Origin of the sequence: Sorangium sp. So ce1014, assembly GCF_051521505.1 — a bacterium.
Classification (GTDB): domain Bacteria; phylum Myxococcota_A; class Polyangia; order Polyangiales; family Polyangiaceae; genus Sorangium.
In genome coordinates, this window is sequence record NZ_CP150356.1 from 1,377,077 (window position 1) to 1,394,110 (window position 17,034).

The following is a 17,034-nucleotide window of genomic DNA, read 5'->3' on the forward strand; positions in this document are numbered from 1 at the left end:
CGAGCGCGCGCCGTGATCGCTGTGGCTGCGGCTACGGCTCGAGCAGGCCCACGAGCTCGTGGACGGCGCGGTGCGATCGCCGGAGGGTGAGCGACGATGGGATCAGCTGCCCCGGCCCTTTGTGCGGCAGGGCCTCGAACCTGATCGGCGCGGGGAGGACGTCGAGGCCCGCGCGCTCGAACATGCGGATCGAGCGCGGCATGTGGAGCGCGCTCGTCACGACGACCACGGCTTCGGCCGAGAGGCTGCGGGCGATTTTGGCGGAGTAGATGGCGTTTTCCCGGGTGTCGCGCGACTCGGTCTCCAGGAGGATCTTCTTCCTCGGCACGCCCAGCTCGACGAGCAGGTCGGCCATGGCGCCGGCGAGCTCGGTGCGCTCGAGCCGGACGTCCTGCCCTGAGACGATGACGTGGCCGAAGCCGTAGGTGCGGTAGACGCGCGCGGCGCCGAGGCCGCGCTCGATGCCATTCGCCGACTGCCGTTCCATGGCGGGCGTGCCGAACTCGTCGGCGTCGATCCCGGCGGTGAGGATGACCAGGACCCGCCGCTCGGGCGAGCTGCCGGCGAGCTCCGCGCGGAGGTCCCTCGGCTGCGTGCTCATGCGGCGCACGAGCCCGCTGGAGACCCAGGGCATGGAGAGGAGCCACAGCGCGAGCCAGGCGCTCCACGCGAGCGCCCGCCCGACCTTCGCCCGGCGCGCGCGGTAGGTCCACCCGCCGCCGGACAGCGCGAGGCCGAGGCCCGCGACGACGAGGAGCACGAACAGGGGATCGACGAGGCGGGCGATGGGCAAGGCGAGGCTCGCCGTGAGGCGCTCGGTGGAGGTCTATCTATGCTGTCGCCGGGGAGCGACGCGAGCGAAAAGAGGCGCGTTGCGAAGGCGGGACGGAAGCGAGCGGCGATGCGCCCGTTCCGGCGCTGCCTTTCATGGCGGGTGGGTGCTCAGCGTCGCCGCTGCGCTCGCCGCCGCCGGGCTGCGGCGGAGGCGAGGGCGAGCCCAGCGAGGCCTGCGGGGAGCCACCCGTCGTGGCCGTCGCCGGGGGTCCGGCAGCCGCACCCGCCGGCGTCGCGCGCGCCGTCGGTGCCGCTGCCGGTCGGGCTGTCGCCGCCGCTGCCCCCGCTGCCGTTGCCGCCGCTGCCGTTGCCCCCGCCGGTGGTGGTGGCGGGCGGGGCTCCCAGATCGATCGGCGCATCGGCGTTCGCGACGAGGATCGGCGGCGCCTCGCCGGTCTCCTCGTAGATCTCCAGGAGCCGATCTCCCGTGTCGTCGGTGACGTTCTCGGCTCGCAGGAACTCGATGTACTCCCTCGTCATCGACTGGTAGTAGACGCGCGCCGAGAGCGTCTGGGTACCGAAGGTGCCGGCGGGCACGGTGAGCGTGAAGCGCGCCTCATCGTAGTTGCGGAATCCGCCGTTCCCGTCGCTGAAGTCGATCTCCGGCGTCGGCTGGGTCTTCTGCGACGGCACGAAGCCCTTCGGCGGGATGCGGGTATCGGAGATGATCATGTCGTGGCGCGCGAGGTGCTCCTCTTTCTCGCCCACGCCCGCGCCGCTGTTCCAGAGCCCGTGCACGGCCCGGTACTCGTGGGTGGGCGGCTCGTGCTGGATCTCACCGGTGTCCGCGTCATAGCCGCCGAGCAGCGGCCGCTCGCGCCCGTCCTCGTCGACGAGGACCACGGCGATCCAGGCGCGCCGGCTCTCGGCGTAGCCGGTCGGGAACTTGTGTCCGGTGAGGTTCTCGACGCGGACGGTGAGGGTGATGTCGTCACCGGCCTCCGCTTCCTGAGGGGCCTCGACGAGCGCGACGGAGGCGGCCGAGGCGAGGCTCTCGAGGGTGCGGTCGAGGGCGAGCTGGAAGGAGTCGGCGTACTCCGCGGCGCGGGTCTTGTCGGCCGCCATGACGGCCTGGATGCCCCAGTGGTTGCCGCCGACGAGGACGTGGTCGCGCGGGTCGGCGCGGACGGGGCCGAGATCGGCGACAGGGAACTCGCCGATCTTCCTGCGCATGTGGCAGTCGACGCAGCTTCGAGGGTCCGAGCCGCCATCACGAAAGTCGCTGGAGGCCCACTCCTCGAAGGTCGTATCGAGCGGAAACTCGATGGTGGTGGGGCTTCCGCTCGCGTCCCTCAGCATGACCCCCGGATTTGTGACTTGATGACATTGGCCACAAAACTCGGATTCGGCGAGCATGGGTTCTTCTGCTCCCGTGTGAGATTCAGAAACGACTTCTGTATATGGACCGTATATCAAGGGGGTAGTTGTGAATCCAGCAGCCTCCGGCGTGGTATCGAACACGAGTTGAGCGTTGCCGAGGAGGTACGATCTCGTATCGTCGGGGCCGAGGGTCGTCATCGCGCGATGGCACACGCTGCAGCTGACCCCCTGGCCATCGACGATCTTTCCGTCGGACGCGGCGTTGGGGTCGAATCCAGAGCCATCCGGGGGCGTCGCCCGCCCGTTCACGAAGCCGACCGGGGAGTGACAGCGCAAGCAGAACGTGCCGACCCCCGGAGCGTCCTGGTTGGCGATGGCGAGGGCGGCCTTGAAGACGGGATCGCGCCACGCGTTCGCCATCATGGTACCTGCCCACGTGTCCGTGGGCATGTAATCCATGGCGCTCTCGTCCTCGGCGCGATGGCATCCAGCGCAGCGCTCGGCGGTGCCGAGGTTGTTCTGCTCTGGCATCGCGCCCGCCTCCGTCCCCTGGAGGTCATCGATTCCAGCCGCCGCCTCGCGGCTCAGCAGCCCGAACGCGAGCACCCAACCGACCCCGAGTCTCGACCTTTTCTGCATGGCTTGAATTCAGCTCTGGCAAGCTGCCCTTCGGAGAGCGTGAACCGATGACGAACGGCGTTACGGTGATGCGGTCCGCGGAGCGCCCTATTCCGGATCGATCCGGAAGATCGTGCCTCCATAGGAGACGATGTAGAGCTCGCCCGCGGCGTCCTCGCCGAAGGAGGCGAGGCCTTCGATGGTGCTCACGGAGTCGAGATCCTGGCTGAGCGACGTCCCCAGCTCGGTCGGCATCGCGGGCGTGGCGACACCGTCCTTCCACGTGAACATCCACATCCTGTCCGATGCAAAATCGCCGTACAGGTACTTCCCACGGAGTGCGGGGATCTTGCTGCCGCGGTAGACATAACCGCCTGTCACGGAGCCGTCGCCGTTGTCGTGATCGTATCGCTTGACGGGCGGAGTGATCATCGGCGAAGCGCAGCCCGGCGCCTGGCCGTCCTTCAGGCATGTCGCCCCCTCGGTGACGCTCCATCCGTAGTTCTTGTTACCCTGTCCGCGCGGCTCGATGTTGATCTCCTCGAACAGGCGCCCACCGACGTCTCCGATGTAGAGATCGCCTCGGCAGCGGTCGAAGCTGAATCGCCACGGATTGCGCAAGCCGTAATCCCAGATGTCTGGATCTCCACCGGTGACATTCCCGGCCGGCGCCGTCGGATGATTGTCAACGTCGATGCGCAGGATCTTGGCGAGCTTCACCTCGATGTTCTGCCCATTGTTGTTCGGATCCGGGTTGTCGCTCTGACCGCCGCCGTCGCCGACGCCTATGTAGAGCATGCCGTCAGGGCCGAACGCGAGCATGCCGCCGTTGTGATTGCCCATGACGCCGGAGGTGATGCGAAAGAAACTGCGTTTGCTCTCGGGGACGGCGACGTCCGGGTTGCTCGGTGAGCGCGAGAATTCCATGAGAGTGAGGCCTGCCGGTAGCTCAGCGCTCTGACGGCGTGCGTTGAAGTACACGAAGAAGCGCCCGTTTTCTGCGTAATCGGGATGAAACGCAAGGCCGAGTAACCCCTTTTCGTCATCGTAGCTCGTGTCAACCGGCGTGACGAGCCCCGTGATGTCGAGGAACGATGCCTCCTGAAGCGCTCCGTCCTTCACGAGGCGAATCCTTCCGACCTGCTCGATAACGTAGAGTCGGCTCGCGTCGGCAGGCTCGCTGGTCACGTAGAGCGGCCGGTCGAAGCCGCTCACCACCTCGGTGAGCTTGAGCGGCGGCACGGTCCCGCCCGGCTCGTCGCACTCGATCGTCCCATGCCCACCCGCGCCGGTTCCGGTCGCAGGGCCGGCTCCTGTCCCGGGGCCGGCTCCTGTCCCGGTCCCGGCTCCCGCCCCGTCCGTTCCACTGGTGGTCGTACCGGCTCCGCTGCCAGTTGTGGCGGTGCCCGTGTTCGCGCCCGTGGTAGCGCCGCCGCCGGTGCCGGTTCCGCCAGGACCGGCTCCTCCGCTGCCCCCTGATCCTGGTCCGGCGTCGTTGCCCCCGCAGCCATTCAAGGTGAAGCTCAGACCGACGACGGCGGCTGCGATGGGCACGAAAGACAAAAGGAAACGCTTCTGGTCCATCATGGCTTAGGAGACTATCCGAAGCGCGCGCCCCTTGGTATAACTTTCCACCTCATGGCGCCGCGTCTGCGGCTTCCCATGCCGCCGGGACCGGTGAACGCGATTACAATGCAAGACCCTTCCCTACCGCTGCTCGAGATCCTGTCACGCCGGATTCCGCCTGCGGCCGGCTCCTGGCGAGAGCGCGTCGAACAGGTGACCGGGATTGGCGTGCGACGTGGCGAGGTGCCTGACGCAGGGGCGAACGAGACGTCTACCTGGTTCGATCGTGACCGCTTCCTGTCGACGTTCACTGCCGCCGCGCGGGTGCTCGGCAAGGCGCCGCTCGGGCTCCACGCCGACGAGCGGGACGCCCTGGAAGCTGCGGGGGCCGCCAGAACGGTGGATGGCTGGCGGATGGACGAGCTCGGCCGGGTCACCATGCTGGCGCTTGTGTCGAGGCGCCTGCCCGCAACGGAGCTCGAGCCGCTGCTCTCGATTGGCTACCAGCAGGGCGACAGCCGGGAGCGGCAGGCGCTCCTGCGGGCCCTGCCGTTCCTGACTGAAGCGGAGCGCTTCCTCCCGCTCGCGGTCGATGCGTGCCGCACGAACGAGCTGCCTGTCTTCGAGGCGATCGCCTGCGAGAGCCGTTATCCGGCGGCATATTTCCCGGACCTCAATTTCAACCAGATGGTCCTCAAGGCCATGTTCATGGGGGTGGCGCTCGCGCGGATCGTCGGGCTGGAACAGCGGCGGTCGAGCGAGCTCGCCAGGATGGCGAACGATTTCGCGAGTGAGCGGAGGGCGGCTGGCCGGAGCGTTCCGGCCGACATCGGCCTGCTCTCCCCGGAGCACGAGCACGAGCGCGCGACTCGGATCCCCGAGTGAAGGCGCGCGAGGCGGAGAGACAAGTGAAGCTATTCGATCCTCATATCCACATGACATCGCGGACGACCGACGACTACCAGGCGATGGCCGATGCCGGCATCGTCGCCGTCCTCGAGCCCGCGTTCTGGCTCGGTCAGCCGAGGGCGCACGTCGGCACGTTCGAGGACTACTTCGCGTCCCTGCTCGGCTGGGAGCGCTTTCGGGCCAGCCAGTTCGGCATCCGCCACCTCTGCACGCTGGCGCTCAACCCGAAGGAGGCCAACAACCCCCGCGTAGCGCAGGGCGTCATCGATCTCTTGCCGCGCTATCTGGATAAGGAGGGCGTGGTCGCGGTCGGCGAGATCGGGTTTGACGACATGACGCCCGAGGAAGAGAAGTACTTCGTCCAGCAGGTCGAGCTCGCGCGAGAGCACGGTCTACCCGTCCTCGTGCACACGCCGCACCGCGACAAGAAGCGGGGGACCGAGCGGACGCTGGCCCTGGTGCGGGAGCTCAAATTCCCCGAGGAGCGCGTGCTCATCGATCACAACAATGAGGAGACGCTGCCGCTCGTGCTCGCGACCGGATGCTGGGCCGGTCACTCCATCTACCCGAACACCAAGATGGACGAAGACCGGATGGTCGCGCTGGTCAAGAAATACGGCGCGGAGCGGATCCTGATCAACAGCGCGGCGGACTGGGGCGTGAGCGATCCCTTGAAGGTGCCGAAGACGGCGGCGCGGATGCGCGAGAACGGCATCGCGGACGAGGTGATCGAGCGGATCGTCTGGAAGAACCCGCTCGCCTTCTTCGCCCAGAGCGGCCGGCTCGACCTCGCGGAGTTCGGCGAGGCGCCTGCGGTGGACCAGCGCGTCCTGTTCGAGGGGAACTCGGTCCTGCGCGGGCAGGCCCCTGTCGTGAAGAGCTGATCGAGCACACCCATGCACCGCACCGTCGTCCTTAACGTCGTCGGGCTGACCGGCGAGCTCCTCGGCGATGCCACGCCGAACCTGAAGCGGCTCGCGCGCGAAGGGGCGATGCGCCCTCTGCAGACCGTGGTGCCCGCGGTCACGTGTACGGTCCAGTCGACCTTCACGACAGGCCTCCTCCCGAGCGGGCACGGCTGCGTCGCGAACGGCTGGTACTTTCGCGACATCGCCGAGGTGAACCTGTGGCGCCAGGCGAACCAGCTCGTGGCGGGGGAGAAGATCTGGGAGACTGCGCGCCGGCTCGATCCGTCGTTCACCTGCGCCAAGCTGTTCTGGTGGTACAATATGTACAGCTCGGCGGATTACGCGGTGACGCCGAGGCCGATCTACTGGGCGGACGGGCTCAAGCTACCGGATATCTACACCGAGCCGGCGTCGTTGCGCGATGAGCTCGTCTTCCGGCTGGGCGAGTTTCCTCTGTTCAACTTCTGGGGACCGAACGCAAACATCAAGTCGACGCAGTGGATTGCACGGTGCGCACGTCACGTCTACGACACTCGGCGGCCGACGCTGACGCTCGTCTACCTTCCACACCTTGACTACAACCTGCAACGGCTCGGCCCGGACCATCCGGCGATCCAAGACGACCTCCGCGCGGTCGACGCCGCGTGCGGGGAGCTCATCGATCATGTGCGCAACGACGGGACGCGGGTGATGGTTTTGTCCGAGTACGGCATCACGCGCGTGTCGGGCGTGGTGCACATCAATCGCGTGCTGCGGGAGCACGGTCTCTTGCGAGTCCGCGTGGAGCGCGGGCTGGAGAAGCTCGACGCCGGTGGGTCCGACGCCTTCGCGGTGGCGGATCACCAAGTAGCGCACGTCTACGTGCGAAGGTCAACACGTGTCGCCGAAGTAAGATCGTTGATCGAGGCTCTTCCGGGCGTGGAGGCGGTGCTGGACGAGGAAGGAAAGCGGGCTATGGGGCTCCTCCATCCTCGCTCCGGCGAGCTCGTGGCCATTGCCAAACAGGACAGATGGTTCAGTTACTACTATTGGCTCGATGACGACAAAGCGCCAGAGTTCGCGCGCACAGTCGATATTCATCGGAAGCCAGGTTATGATCCAGTTGAGCTGTTTGTCGATCCCAGATTGTCTTTGGCGCCGGCGCGAGCTCTCTTTACACTGGCGAAGAAGAAGCTTGGATTTCGATATTTGATGAGATTGACGCCGTTGAATTCTAGCCTTGTTCAAGGATCGCATGGGAGGCTAACCGATCGTCTTGATCAGGGGCCGGTGTTCTTGACCTCAGAGCCTCACCTCGCGCCACCTGATGTTGCTCACGCATGCGATATCAAAGGGATCGTGCTGTCGCATCTCACCGCGGGATGAGTCTGCACCGCTGAAGAAGGCCACTCCGCCCTCGATCACGGAGTGATGTGGACGACGACTGAACCTGATTCCAGTGGACGATTCCCAAAGTCGACGTTTGTGCACCTCGCTGTGAGTGCCACAATGTCTTCGGACGGGTGCTTCGCGAGCGCGTAAGCAAGCGGAGATTCGGCGAATTGCTGGATGTGACAATCCTCAAATGTCTTGCTCCAGACGTGCGTCCCTCCCTTATTCATCTTCAATAGAAAAAGATCGGCCGGCGGTTCTGCTCGACGCACACCGCCGCCGAAGTCTACGTTTGACGCGAGTGTTCCAGCCACTACTACGTTGCCAGAGCTGTCTGCTACAACGGCGAGTCCTTCGTTCGTATTGAACTCTCCGAAGCGTTTGCTCCAGTGATGATCGTCGTCCTCGTCATATTTTGCGATAAAGATGTCGCTTTCACCACTTGGGGACAGCTTGCTTCCGCCGCCAAAATCAGTCTCGGTGGTCAGCCCACCTGTGATGAGTATGTTCCCTTCTGGGTCGGTATCCACGGCCACGTTGTTGCACCCTGCGAGCTCTTTGCTCCACTGTATAGTTCCATTGCTGCTCGATAGGCTTGCGACAAACCCGTGTGTTCCGGGGCTGGCGATGTCTCGGCCGATGTCGTACATTCCGCCTGGAAATCTGATGGAGTCGTCGAACGATCCTGTGATGACCAGTCTGTTGTTTTTGGTGACTGTAATATCACTGATAAGCTGTTTGTGATGAGTTGATGTTTCCCCAGGTGTATCGGTTATTTGTTGGGTCCATCGATGTGATCCGTCGATGGTGGAAAGACCTGTTAGGAAGATGTCCCATTCAGTGGATTCTATGCTGGGTCCACCAAAATTTGCTGTGCCCGCGAACGGTCCTGATACTATAGCGGTGTTGTTGTAATCTATAACGATCGCGGGCGCGGCGAGCTCTGCCTCTCCTTCTTCGAATCGGAAGGCCTTGCTCCATCGGTGTTTTCCGTCGGGTGCAAGGGAAGCTATGAATATGCTTGTCCCTCGGTATAGAGCTGGCCCTTCCAGGCTGATGGAGTCGATGCTAATCGTTCCCGATAGCTCGCCGACCGCGAGAATGTTATTGTTGTCATCAACGGCTACGTCGATATTGTAGCCGTTGTCTCCGATGCCTTCGATGTGCTTGATCCATTCTGTTGTTCCTTCTTTGTCTACTTTTGCAATGAAATAATCGAATTCGTTGCTTGTATTTGATTCCAGTGTTTTTTCTCCGATGGATATGGTGCCTGCGAACAGTCCTGAGATGATCGTTTTGCCTTCTTGGTCGATGGCGATGTGTTTGATGCTCCCTCGTGGGATTGAGTAACTTCTGCTCCATATCGCATCGCTGCAGGAGATGCCGTCGCAGTCTTCGTCGCCGCGCTCGTTGCAGTCCTCGTCTCTCGGCTGTATTTCGCCCGCGCATGCGCTCCAGCTGTCACCATCTGAAAGGCACTGCCGTGTGGCAGCTTTGCAGTTTCCGATGCCGACTCGTTCGGGAGGACCTCCGTACGGGCAGGTCTCAATGCTTTCCGGCTCGCACGTTCGCTGGCCTCCTCCTCCTGGACCAGTTCCCGTCGTTGCCTCTGTGTCCTCGAACTCATCCAACCCGAGGAGGAGACCGCAGCCGCCGCACGTAACTGCGGCGAAGAGGGCGATACTGAATGCACCACCGAACGAATGAGACCTCATTGACATATGCTCCTGGTATCGATCCCGGGGAACGCTCCCGACCAGCAGAGAAGCTACCGATGGCATGAGGCAGAAGAGAGAGCTGCGCCCGGCTCATCGCCCTTTACGTTGGTATCTTGAACGAGCGCTTCCCAGCAGCAACTTTGTCCACCTCGTCGCGTCCTTTCAAGACGCCACGACGCTTCACGTCCCCCGCACCACCCGCTGCATCGCCAGCGTCAGCGGGAATCCCATCAGCGCCAGCGCCGCCGCGCCGCCGGCTCCAGGCGCTCCGCTCTTCGCGATGAGCACCGCGTCGAGCAGCGATATCCCGGCGATGAGCGTCACCACGGCGCGCGGGATCCGGTCCTTCCGCGTCCCCCGCAGCAGCCTCAGGGCGTGGATCACGCAGCCCGCGAGCGCGCCGTACGCGATCGTCCCCACCCACCCGGTGAGCGGCGCCCCGATCGTAGAGAGGAACGGCACCGCCATGAAGCCGAGCGCCCACAGGCTGCGCACGGCCAGCAGATTCTCCTGCTTCGCGATCGCCGTCAGCCCGATCAGATAGAAGAGCAGCGCCACCCCTCCTCCGATCACCGCGCTCCCGAGCCGCCCCCCCGCCGCGAGCGCCGCCGTCGCGTAGACCAGCACGCGGCATAGCCCCATGAGCGCCGGGCTCAGCAGATTCCCCTTGTGCCAGGCGTCGTACAGCACGATCGCCCCCGCGAGGAGCGCGCTCGCCACGATCGGCGCCGCGCCCCGGCCCTCCAGGTACGCGTGGCCCCCCACGAGCAGCACCCCCGCGCCGAGCAGGCCGTACCCCACCGCGAAGACCTCGCGGGCGCTCACCAGCCCGGATGGGATCGGCCGCTCGGGGCGCTCACGCGCGTCGATCTCCCGGTCGAACGCGTCATTCAGGAACATGCCGCCCACGTACATCAGCGACACAGCAAGCCCCACCAGCGCCACCTCGGGCGCCCGCAGGCCGGACCCCGCCAGCGCCATGCCGCACAGCACGTTCGTCCAGACCGTGGGCAGGTTCGAGACGCGGCCTAGCCGCAGATACACCCGCGCGCGTGAGCTCATGGTCAGACCCCCTCTCCGCCACCCGCGCCGAGGACGCCGCCGCGAGCGTCGCCTCCGCTGACCGCGCCGGCTCCGGCGCCGCCGCTCCCTTCCACCACCATCCGTTCCTCCACCCAGCGAAGCTCCCTCGCCACCGCCTCGACCAGGCCGCCGCGCCGCTGATCCTCCGGCAGGACATCCCAGGTGTAGGTCTCCACCTCGAGGTGCTGCGTCGCCGGCAACTCTCGCAGGTGCGAGAGAAGCGTCGCAAGCTCCGGCTGCGTCGTCGCGAGCGCGCCCTCGATCCCCCGGAAAATCGGCATGTGGAAGTGGATACGCCACTCCTCCGCCCGCGCCTCCGTCGATGCCGCCCCCGCGCCCTCGAGCGCCGACAGCGCCTCGGGCAGATCCAGGTAGCGAACGAGCTCGCCCGCGCCCCCGCGCCGCTCGACCACCTGGTGCAGGTAGACGATGTCCGCCGCATACGCGCGCAGCCTCGCCATCGTCGCCGGATCGCGCTCCGCCACGCGCGCGCGCAGCCCGGCGCTGATCTGCACCTTGTGCACGCCGACGCCCGCCGCGCGGAGCGCCGCGAGCGACGCCGGCGCGTCCTCGAACTCCACCGCCATGTGGCACGCATCGAAGCAGAGGCCGAGGTGCGTGTGGAGCGCCTCCTCCGCGTCCGGCAGGCTCATCCCGGCCAGCGCCGAGAGCTCCCGCGCGCGCTCCCGCGCGAACACGTGATCGGTGAAAAAGGCGATCGCCTCGGGCGTCGTCTCCAGGAAGCAGCACGGCTCCGGCTCGAGCGCCAGCGCGACGCGCTTGCCCGTGCGGCGGCGGAGCTCGACGAGGTGCGCCGCGTGCTTGACCAGCCGCCGCGCCATCGCCTCCGCGTCCTCCCGCCCGCGCACCCGCGGCCTGAATGCGCCGGGCACGGTGCTCACGCTCCCCATCAGGCCCTCCTCGGCCGGCAGCAGCGCGGCGAGGAGCGTCGCCAGGAGATCGCTGTATGCGAGGCGCTCGTCGTCCAGCCAGTCCGGCAGGTACACGCGCTCCTTCACCGGCGCGCCGTGGAACCGGCCGTAGGGGAAGCCGTTCAGCGTGAACACGTACAGGCCGTTTCGTTCGAGAAAATCGCGGAACGCCTCGAGCTCCGCCGGCGCCGCGAGCTCCGCCGCCGCCCTCGCCGAGAGCCGTAGCCCCACCCCGCAGCGGCGTCGCTCGCCGTGCCCGGCGCGCTCCACCCCGCCGCCTCCGCCCGCCCCGCCCGGTCCGGCGCCTCCGCGCGGCTGCGCGCCCTCCCGTCCTCCGGCCGCGCGCGACCAGATCTCGAGCAGGTGCGTCTCCAGGCTCTGCTTCACCTCCGCCCACGTCTCGCCCGGGTGGATGTTCGTGCAGTACGTCAGGTGCGGCGCTCCCGCGCACGCGAGCCTCATGATCGCGCCGCCCCGGCCACCCCGGCCGCCACCAGCGCGCCCCGCCGCCCGGCGCGCTCGCGCAGCCGCGCGATCGCCGCGACGATGTGCCGCTCCTCCATCGCGTGCACCTCGCGCGCGCGCCCCACGTCCTCGAGCAACGTCACCGTGAGCTCTCCGCCGAGGTGCTCGCGGAACTCGTCCAGCCCGTCGAGCACGCAGAGCCGCTCGCCCCGCTCGCCCCGCTCGCCCCGCTCGCCCCGCTCGCCCCGCTCGCCCCGCTCGCCCCGCTCGCCCCGCTCGCCCCGCTCGCCGTCCGGCCGCGTGAGCGCGAGCGCGTCGTCCCACAGCGCGAAGCCGAGCGCCTCGAGCGTCGAGAGCACCGCGGCCGACGTCGACTCGCTGCAGAGGCCGGCCAGCTCGGCGTAGAGGGTGTCGAGCGCGATCCCGATCGCGACCGCCTCGCCGTGCCGGAGCCGGTGCTTCGTGAGCGACTCGAGCTTGTGCGCGGCCCAGTGCCCGAAATCGAGCGGCCGCGCGCTCCCGAGCTCGAACGGATCGCCCGCGCTCGCGATGTGCTGGAGGTGGATCTCCGCCGAGCGACGCACCAGCTCCGCGAGCGGCCCGACCGAGCCCGACGCGAGCGCGGGCGCATGCTCGGACAGCCACGAGAACAGCCTCGCGTCCCGGATCAGCGCGACCTTCACCGCCTCCGCCATCCCGGCCACCTTGTCGCGCAAGGGCAGCGTCTCCAGGAAACGCGGGTCGAGGATCACCGCGAACGGCGGGGCGAACGTGCCGAGCAGGTTCTTCTTCCCGAACGCGTTGACGCCGTTCTTCACGCCGACGCCGGAGTCGGCCTGCGCGAGCACCGTGGTCGGGATGCGCACGACCCGCACCCCGCGGTGCACCGTCGCGGCCGCGTAGCCGGCCATGTCGAGCACCGCGCCCCCGCCGACGATCATCACGAACGACTGCCGATCCATCCCCAGCGCGTCGAGCCTCGCCTGCAGCGCCTCCGTCGCCGCGGCGTCGTTCTTCACCGCCTCGCCGCCGGGCACCACGATCGGCTCGGCCGCGAGCGCGAGCCGATCCGCGTGCGCGTCCACGTACCGCGCGATGTCCTCCGCGAGCGACGGCCACGCCGCGGCGACGCCGCCGTCGATCACCGGCAGCACCCGGTGACGCCGGCGCGGCTCCTTCGACGCGACGGCGGACGCAAGGTCGCCGTTGCACGGCGAAAAGACGCCGTTCGTGAGATAGACGGGGTACTCGAAGGGGACGGTGATCCGTTGGAGATGAAGCAGCATCAAAGCCGAGCTTTGAGAGCCGTCATCGGGCCGTCAAGTTGGTTCCTCGCCAAGGATCCCGCGTCCTGCCGCAGCATGAAAACTTCCCCTTGGCGGCGGACGGCCTTCCTGCAATGCTGGCGCCGCTCGTGAGCTGCGCGGCCGCGCGGCCGCGCGGCCGCGCTCGCCTCGTAAGCCTCGTAAGCGCAACCCCGGACTGCCTGACATCCTCCTCAATGCAGACGCCCATGGAAGGCACAGCCCGTCCCACGAAACGGTCCTTCATGAGAGGAGTGCTTTTGACAGCAGCGGCAGGCCTCGCCCTCGCCGCGCTCTCCGCCGGGTGTGCGCCCACGTACGTCTACAACCCGGCGAACTACGCGAAGGAGTACGACCCGCGCAAGCACGAGTACGTGATCGGGGTGGGGGACCAGCTCCGGGTCAACGTGTGGCGCATGGCCGACCTGTCGAGCGAAGCGCTGGTCAGGGCCGACGGCTTCATCACGATGCCGCTCATCGGCGACCTCTACGTGGCCGGCAGGACCCCGACCCAGGTGCGCGAGGAGATGAAGAAGCGGCTCACCGAGTTCGTGAAGGACGAGACGGCCGTGATCACCGTCGCCGTGACCGGCATCAACAGCTACCGGTTCGTGGTCAGCGGCAACGTCGCGCGCACCGGCATCTTCAACTCGAACTACTTCGTCTCCGTCTCCGAGGCGCTCGCGATGGCCGGCGGTCCAAACCAGTTCGCCTCGACCGACCAGATCCTGCTCATCCGCATGGATAGCCCGGGCAAGTTCCGGCACATCCCCATCAACTACGACGATATCGCCTCCCGCAAGCGGCCCGAGCAGGACCTCGTGCTCAAGTCGGGCGATACCATCTTCGTGCCCTGATCGTGGCCGGCTCCTCCGCGCTCGCCCGCAAGGCCGTCCTCGGCGCGGTCTGGACGATCGGGACAGGGCTCGGCTCGCGCGTGATCGGCCTGATTGGCACCCTCGTGCTCACCCGGTTCATCGCGCCGGACGTGTACGGCGAGGTCTCGGCCGCCTCTGTCGTCATCATGACGGCGCATTTCGTGTCGAGCCTCGGGATCGGCCAGTACATCGCCTCGAGGCCCGAGCTCGACCGCCAGACCGTCTTCAACGCCACCATCTATTTCCATGTGGCGGGCCTGCTCGCCATCAGCGTCGTGTACCTCCTCCGGGAGCCGATCGCCGTGCACCTCGTCGGCGCGCCCGGGATGCTCGAGTTCATGCCCTGGCTCATCGTCGCGATGATCATCGATCGGCTCTGGTACATCCCCGATCGCCTGCTCATCCGCGAGATGCGCTTCCGCAGCGTCAGCCTCCGCAACGCGGCCGGCGAGCTCACCTACACGGCGGCGTCGGTCGTCCTCGCCATGCGCGGCTGGGGGGGGAACGCCATCGTTGTCGCGACGGTCCTGCGCGCCGTCGTGCGCGTGGTCACGACGGTCCCGGCGGTGAAGCTCGCCGAGTGGCTGACGCCGAGCCCGCTGTCGCGCGAGAAGGCGCGCGACCTGTTCGCCTTTGGCATCCCGCTCAACTTCGGGTCGCTGGCGAACTTCGGGGCCTCGAAATGGGACAACCTCGTCATGATCCGCCTCTTCGGCGAGCATGTCGGCGGCCTCTACAACCTCGCGTGGAACCTCGCCGACATCCCGGCCTCCCAGGTCGGCGAGCGCATCGGCGACGTGCTCGTCCCGTCGTTCTCGAAGATCGAGCCGGAGCAGCGCAAGGTCGCCCTCGTCCGCGCGCTCACCCTGCTCTCGCTCCTCATCTTCCCGCTCGCCATCGGCCTCGGCGCGGTCGCCCCGACGATCCTCAACGACACGTTCTTCAATGCGGCCTGGGAGCCGGCCGGCCCGCTCCTCGCCGTGCTGTCGGCGCTCGGCGTCACCCGTCCGATCGGCTGGGTCATGTCCTCGTACATGCAGGTCTACGGCCGGACGCGGGCGATCATGGTGTTGGAGTGGCTCAAGGTGATCGCCATCATCGGCGGCATCGCGCTGCTCGGCTCGATCGGCGGCGTCCTCTGGGCGTGCGGCGGGGTCGGCGTTGCGTTCGGGGTCCACGCCCTGGGGAGCCTCTGGGTGGTGAAGCGCGCCGACGGCGTGCCGTACATGCGGCTCGTGCGCCCGCTGATCCGCCCGCTCGTCGCGTGCCTGCCCATGGTCGCCGCCGTGCTCGCCGTCCGCTACGGCATGCGCTCGCTCGGCGAGCTGCCCCGCGGCTTCCGCCTCGGCGCCGAGGTGGTCGCGGGCGGGCTGGTCTTCGCCGGCTCCGCGCTGATCATCGCGCGGCAGGCGTCGCGCGACTTCCTCCAGCTCGCCCGCGAAGCGGTGCGCCGCCGTCGCTGAGATGAAGTCCATGTCACCGGCCGACCCTCACGAGGAGGCCCTTTTCCGGCGCTCGTGGGGACCCTTTCGACACTCGAGCGAATTTTGGGGGCCTGTGGTAGCGTCGGGCCCCTCTCTTCGAACATGGGTCGGGATCCGCGTGGCGGCTCCCCTCCACCACTGGAGATAAACGGATATGGCAGAGACGCATCCCGCTGCGGTCGAGAGCCTCCTGGCCAAGATCACCTCGCACGAAGCCCAGGTGGGCATCATCGGCATGGGCTATGTCGGCCTGCCGCTGGCGCTCACGTTCATCGAGAAGGGCTTCCGCGTGCTGGGGTTCGACGTCGACCCGGCGAAGGTCACCGCGCTCGGCGAGGGGAAGAGCTACATCAAGCACCTCGACCCTTCGCGCGTCGCGGCGGCCTCCAAGACGGGTCGACTCGAGGCGACGGCGGATTTCGGGCGGCTCGGCGAGCCCGACGCCATCCTCATCTGCGTCCCCACCCCGCTGACCGCCCAGCGGGAGCCCGACATGAGCTACGTCGTCGGCTCGGCCCAGAAGATCAAGGAGCGCCTGCGGAAGGGGCAGCTCATCGTCCTCGAATCCACGACGTACCCCGGCACGACCGATGAGCTCGTCCTGGGCATCCTCGAGCAATCTGGCCTGCGCATGGGCGAGGATTTTTATCTCGCCTTCTCGCCCGAGCGCGAGGACCCGGGCAACCGCGATCACAGCACAGCGACCATCCCGAAGGTCGTCGGCGGCGTCGATCGCGCGTCGCTGGTCCTCTCGCAGGCGCTCTATTCCCAGGCGATCGCTCGCGTCGTGGCCGTCTCGTCGGCGCGCGCGGCCGAGGCGGCGAAGCTGACCGAGAACATCTTCCGGGCGATCAACATCGCCCTCGTGAACGAGCTCAAGGTCGTCTACGACGCCATGGGCATCGACGTCTGGGAGGTGCTCGACGCCGCCGCGACAAAGCCGTTTGGCTTCATGCGGTTCAACCCGGGCCCGGGCTGGGGCGGCCACTGCATCCCGCTCGACCCGTTCTACCTCGCCTGGAAGGCGCGCGAGTTCGGCGTGTCCACGAAGTTCATCGAGCTCGCGGGCGAGGTGAACGTCGAGATGCCGCACTACGTCGTCGACAAGCTCCAGCTCGGGCTCAACGACCGCGGCAAGCCGATGAAGGGCACGAAGGTCCTGCTCCTCGGCGTCGCCTACAAGAAGGACATCGACGATCCGCGCGAGAGCCCCGCGTTCGAGATCATCGAGCTCCTGCGCCGGCTCGGCGCCGTGCTCAGCTACCACGACCCGCACGTGCCCAAGCTGCCCCGCATGCGCACCTGGCCGCACCTGCCGGAGCTCGCGTCGCTCCCGCTCAACGAGGACACCCTCAAGAGCCACGACGCGGTCCTCCTCGTCACCGATCACTCCGTGGTCGATTACGACATGGTGCTCAAGCACGCCGCCCTGATCGTCGACGCCCGCGGCGTCTACCGCGCGGCGAACCCCAAGGTCATCAAGGCCTAGCGGAGGGCGCCCCGAGCGGCACGCCTGCGCTCCGCCTTGCCTTGCCCGTGCGAGCGCGCTCGATCCGCGTCGCCTGCCCGCGCGCGCCGCAGCAGAGCGCGGCGGGCTTGGTGACCGGGCACCCCTCGGCGGCGCCATCGCCTCGCTCGCGCTCC

13 protein-coding genes are annotated in these 17,034 nt (G+C 67.3%); 6 read left to right on the top strand and 7 right to left on the bottom strand.

Annotated features, from left to right (window positions below; genetic code table 11):
• Window positions 1-31 precede the first annotated feature (31 nt).
• The 3 genes from WME75_RS05210 to WME75_RS05220 all read right to left on the bottom strand — a co-directional run bounded on the left by WME75_RS05210 (window position 32) and on the right by WME75_RS05220 (window position 4,359).
• Window positions 32-793 (bottom strand): YdcF family protein, encoded by a 762-nt coding sequence (locus WME75_RS05210; protein ID WP_437486998.1) that lies wholly within the window; start codon window positions 791-793, stop codon window positions 32-34.
• Between the two features lie 149 nt (window positions 794-942).
• The gene (locus WME75_RS05215) at window positions 943-2,133 is read right to left on the bottom strand and encodes an MYXO-CTERM sorting domain-containing protein (RefSeq protein WP_437486999.1); all 1,191 of its coding nucleotides are present in this window, start codon (window positions 2,131-2,133) and stop codon (window positions 943-945) included.
• A 747-nt stretch (window positions 2,134-2,880) separates the two neighbouring features.
• Complete coding sequence (locus tag WME75_RS05220) at window positions 2,881-4,359, bottom strand: PQQ-dependent sugar dehydrogenase (protein WP_437487000.1); 1,479 nt, start codon at window positions 4,357-4,359, stop codon at window positions 2,881-2,883.
• 222 nt (window positions 4,360-4,581) lie between these two features.
• On the opposite strand from WME75_RS05220, the gene WME75_RS05225 reads away from it, so the two are divergent.
• From WME75_RS05225 to WME75_RS05235, 3 genes are read left to right on the top strand one after another with little or no spacing between them, the layout of a single operon-like run.
• On the top strand, window positions 4,582-5,223 hold the full coding sequence (locus WME75_RS05225) for an EboA domain-containing protein (protein ID WP_437487001.1): 642 nt from the start codon (window positions 4,582-4,584) through the stop codon (window positions 5,221-5,223).
• A gap of 23 nt (window positions 5,224-5,246) precedes the next feature.
• Window positions 5,247-6,131, top strand: a complete 885-nt coding sequence (locus WME75_RS05230) for a TatD family hydrolase (protein WP_437487002.1) — start codon at window positions 5,247-5,249, stop codon at window positions 6,129-6,131.
• 12 nt (window positions 6,132-6,143) lie between these two features.
• The gene (locus tag WME75_RS05235; protein ID WP_437487003.1) at window positions 6,144-7,520 is read left to right on the top strand and encodes an alkaline phosphatase family protein; all 1,377 of its coding nucleotides are present in this window, start codon (window positions 6,144-6,146) and stop codon (window positions 7,518-7,520) included.
• A 35-nt stretch (window positions 7,521-7,555) separates the two neighbouring features.
• Here the strand turns inward: WME75_RS05235 and WME75_RS05240 are convergent, their stop codons facing one another.
• The 4 genes from WME75_RS05240 to WME75_RS05255 form a co-directional block, all read right to left on the bottom strand.
• Window positions 7,556-9,247: a hypothetical protein gene (locus WME75_RS05240; RefSeq protein WP_437487004.1), complete on the bottom strand. Its 1,692-nt coding sequence runs from the start codon at window positions 9,245-9,247 to the stop codon at window positions 7,556-7,558.
• A 177-nt stretch (window positions 9,248-9,424) separates the two neighbouring features.
• Window positions 9,425-10,306, bottom strand: a complete 882-nt coding sequence (locus WME75_RS05245) for a UbiA family prenyltransferase (RefSeq protein WP_437487005.1) — start codon at window positions 10,304-10,306, stop codon at window positions 9,425-9,427.
• A 2-nt stretch (window positions 10,307-10,308) separates the two neighbouring features.
• Window positions 10,309-11,721 carry a metabolite traffic protein EboE gene (gene eboE / locus WME75_RS05250; RefSeq protein ID WP_437487006.1) on the bottom strand — a complete coding sequence of 471 codons (1,413 nt, stop codon included), beginning with the start codon at window positions 11,719-11,721 and terminating at the stop codon, window positions 10,309-10,311.
• The gene (locus WME75_RS05255; RefSeq protein ID WP_437487007.1) at window positions 11,718-13,010 is read right to left on the bottom strand and encodes a 3-dehydroquinate synthase; all 1,293 of its coding nucleotides are present in this window, start codon (window positions 13,008-13,010) and stop codon (window positions 11,718-11,720) included. The genes eboE and WME75_RS05255 overlap by 4 nt, the downstream gene beginning before the upstream one ends.
• Window positions 13,011-13,282: 272 nt before the next feature.
• On the opposite strand from WME75_RS05255, the gene WME75_RS05260 reads away from it, so the two are divergent.
• The 3 genes from WME75_RS05260 (at window position 13,283) to WME75_RS05270 (ending at window position 16,879) form a co-directional block, all read left to right on the top strand.
• A complete protein-coding gene (locus WME75_RS05260) occupies window positions 13,283-13,885 on the top strand; it encodes a polysaccharide biosynthesis/export family protein (RefSeq protein ID WP_437494751.1) in 603 nt (200 codons plus the stop codon).
• A 2-nt stretch (window positions 13,886-13,887) separates the two neighbouring features.
• A complete protein-coding gene (locus tag WME75_RS05265; protein ID WP_437487008.1) occupies window positions 13,888-15,369 on the top strand; it encodes an oligosaccharide flippase family protein in 1,482 nt (493 codons plus the stop codon).
• Between the two features lie 175 nt (window positions 15,370-15,544).
• The gene (locus WME75_RS05270; RefSeq protein ID WP_437487009.1) at window positions 15,545-16,879 is read left to right on the top strand and encodes a nucleotide sugar dehydrogenase; all 1,335 of its coding nucleotides are present in this window, start codon (window positions 15,545-15,547) and stop codon (window positions 16,877-16,879) included.
• Window positions 16,880-17,034 lie beyond the last annotated feature (155 nt).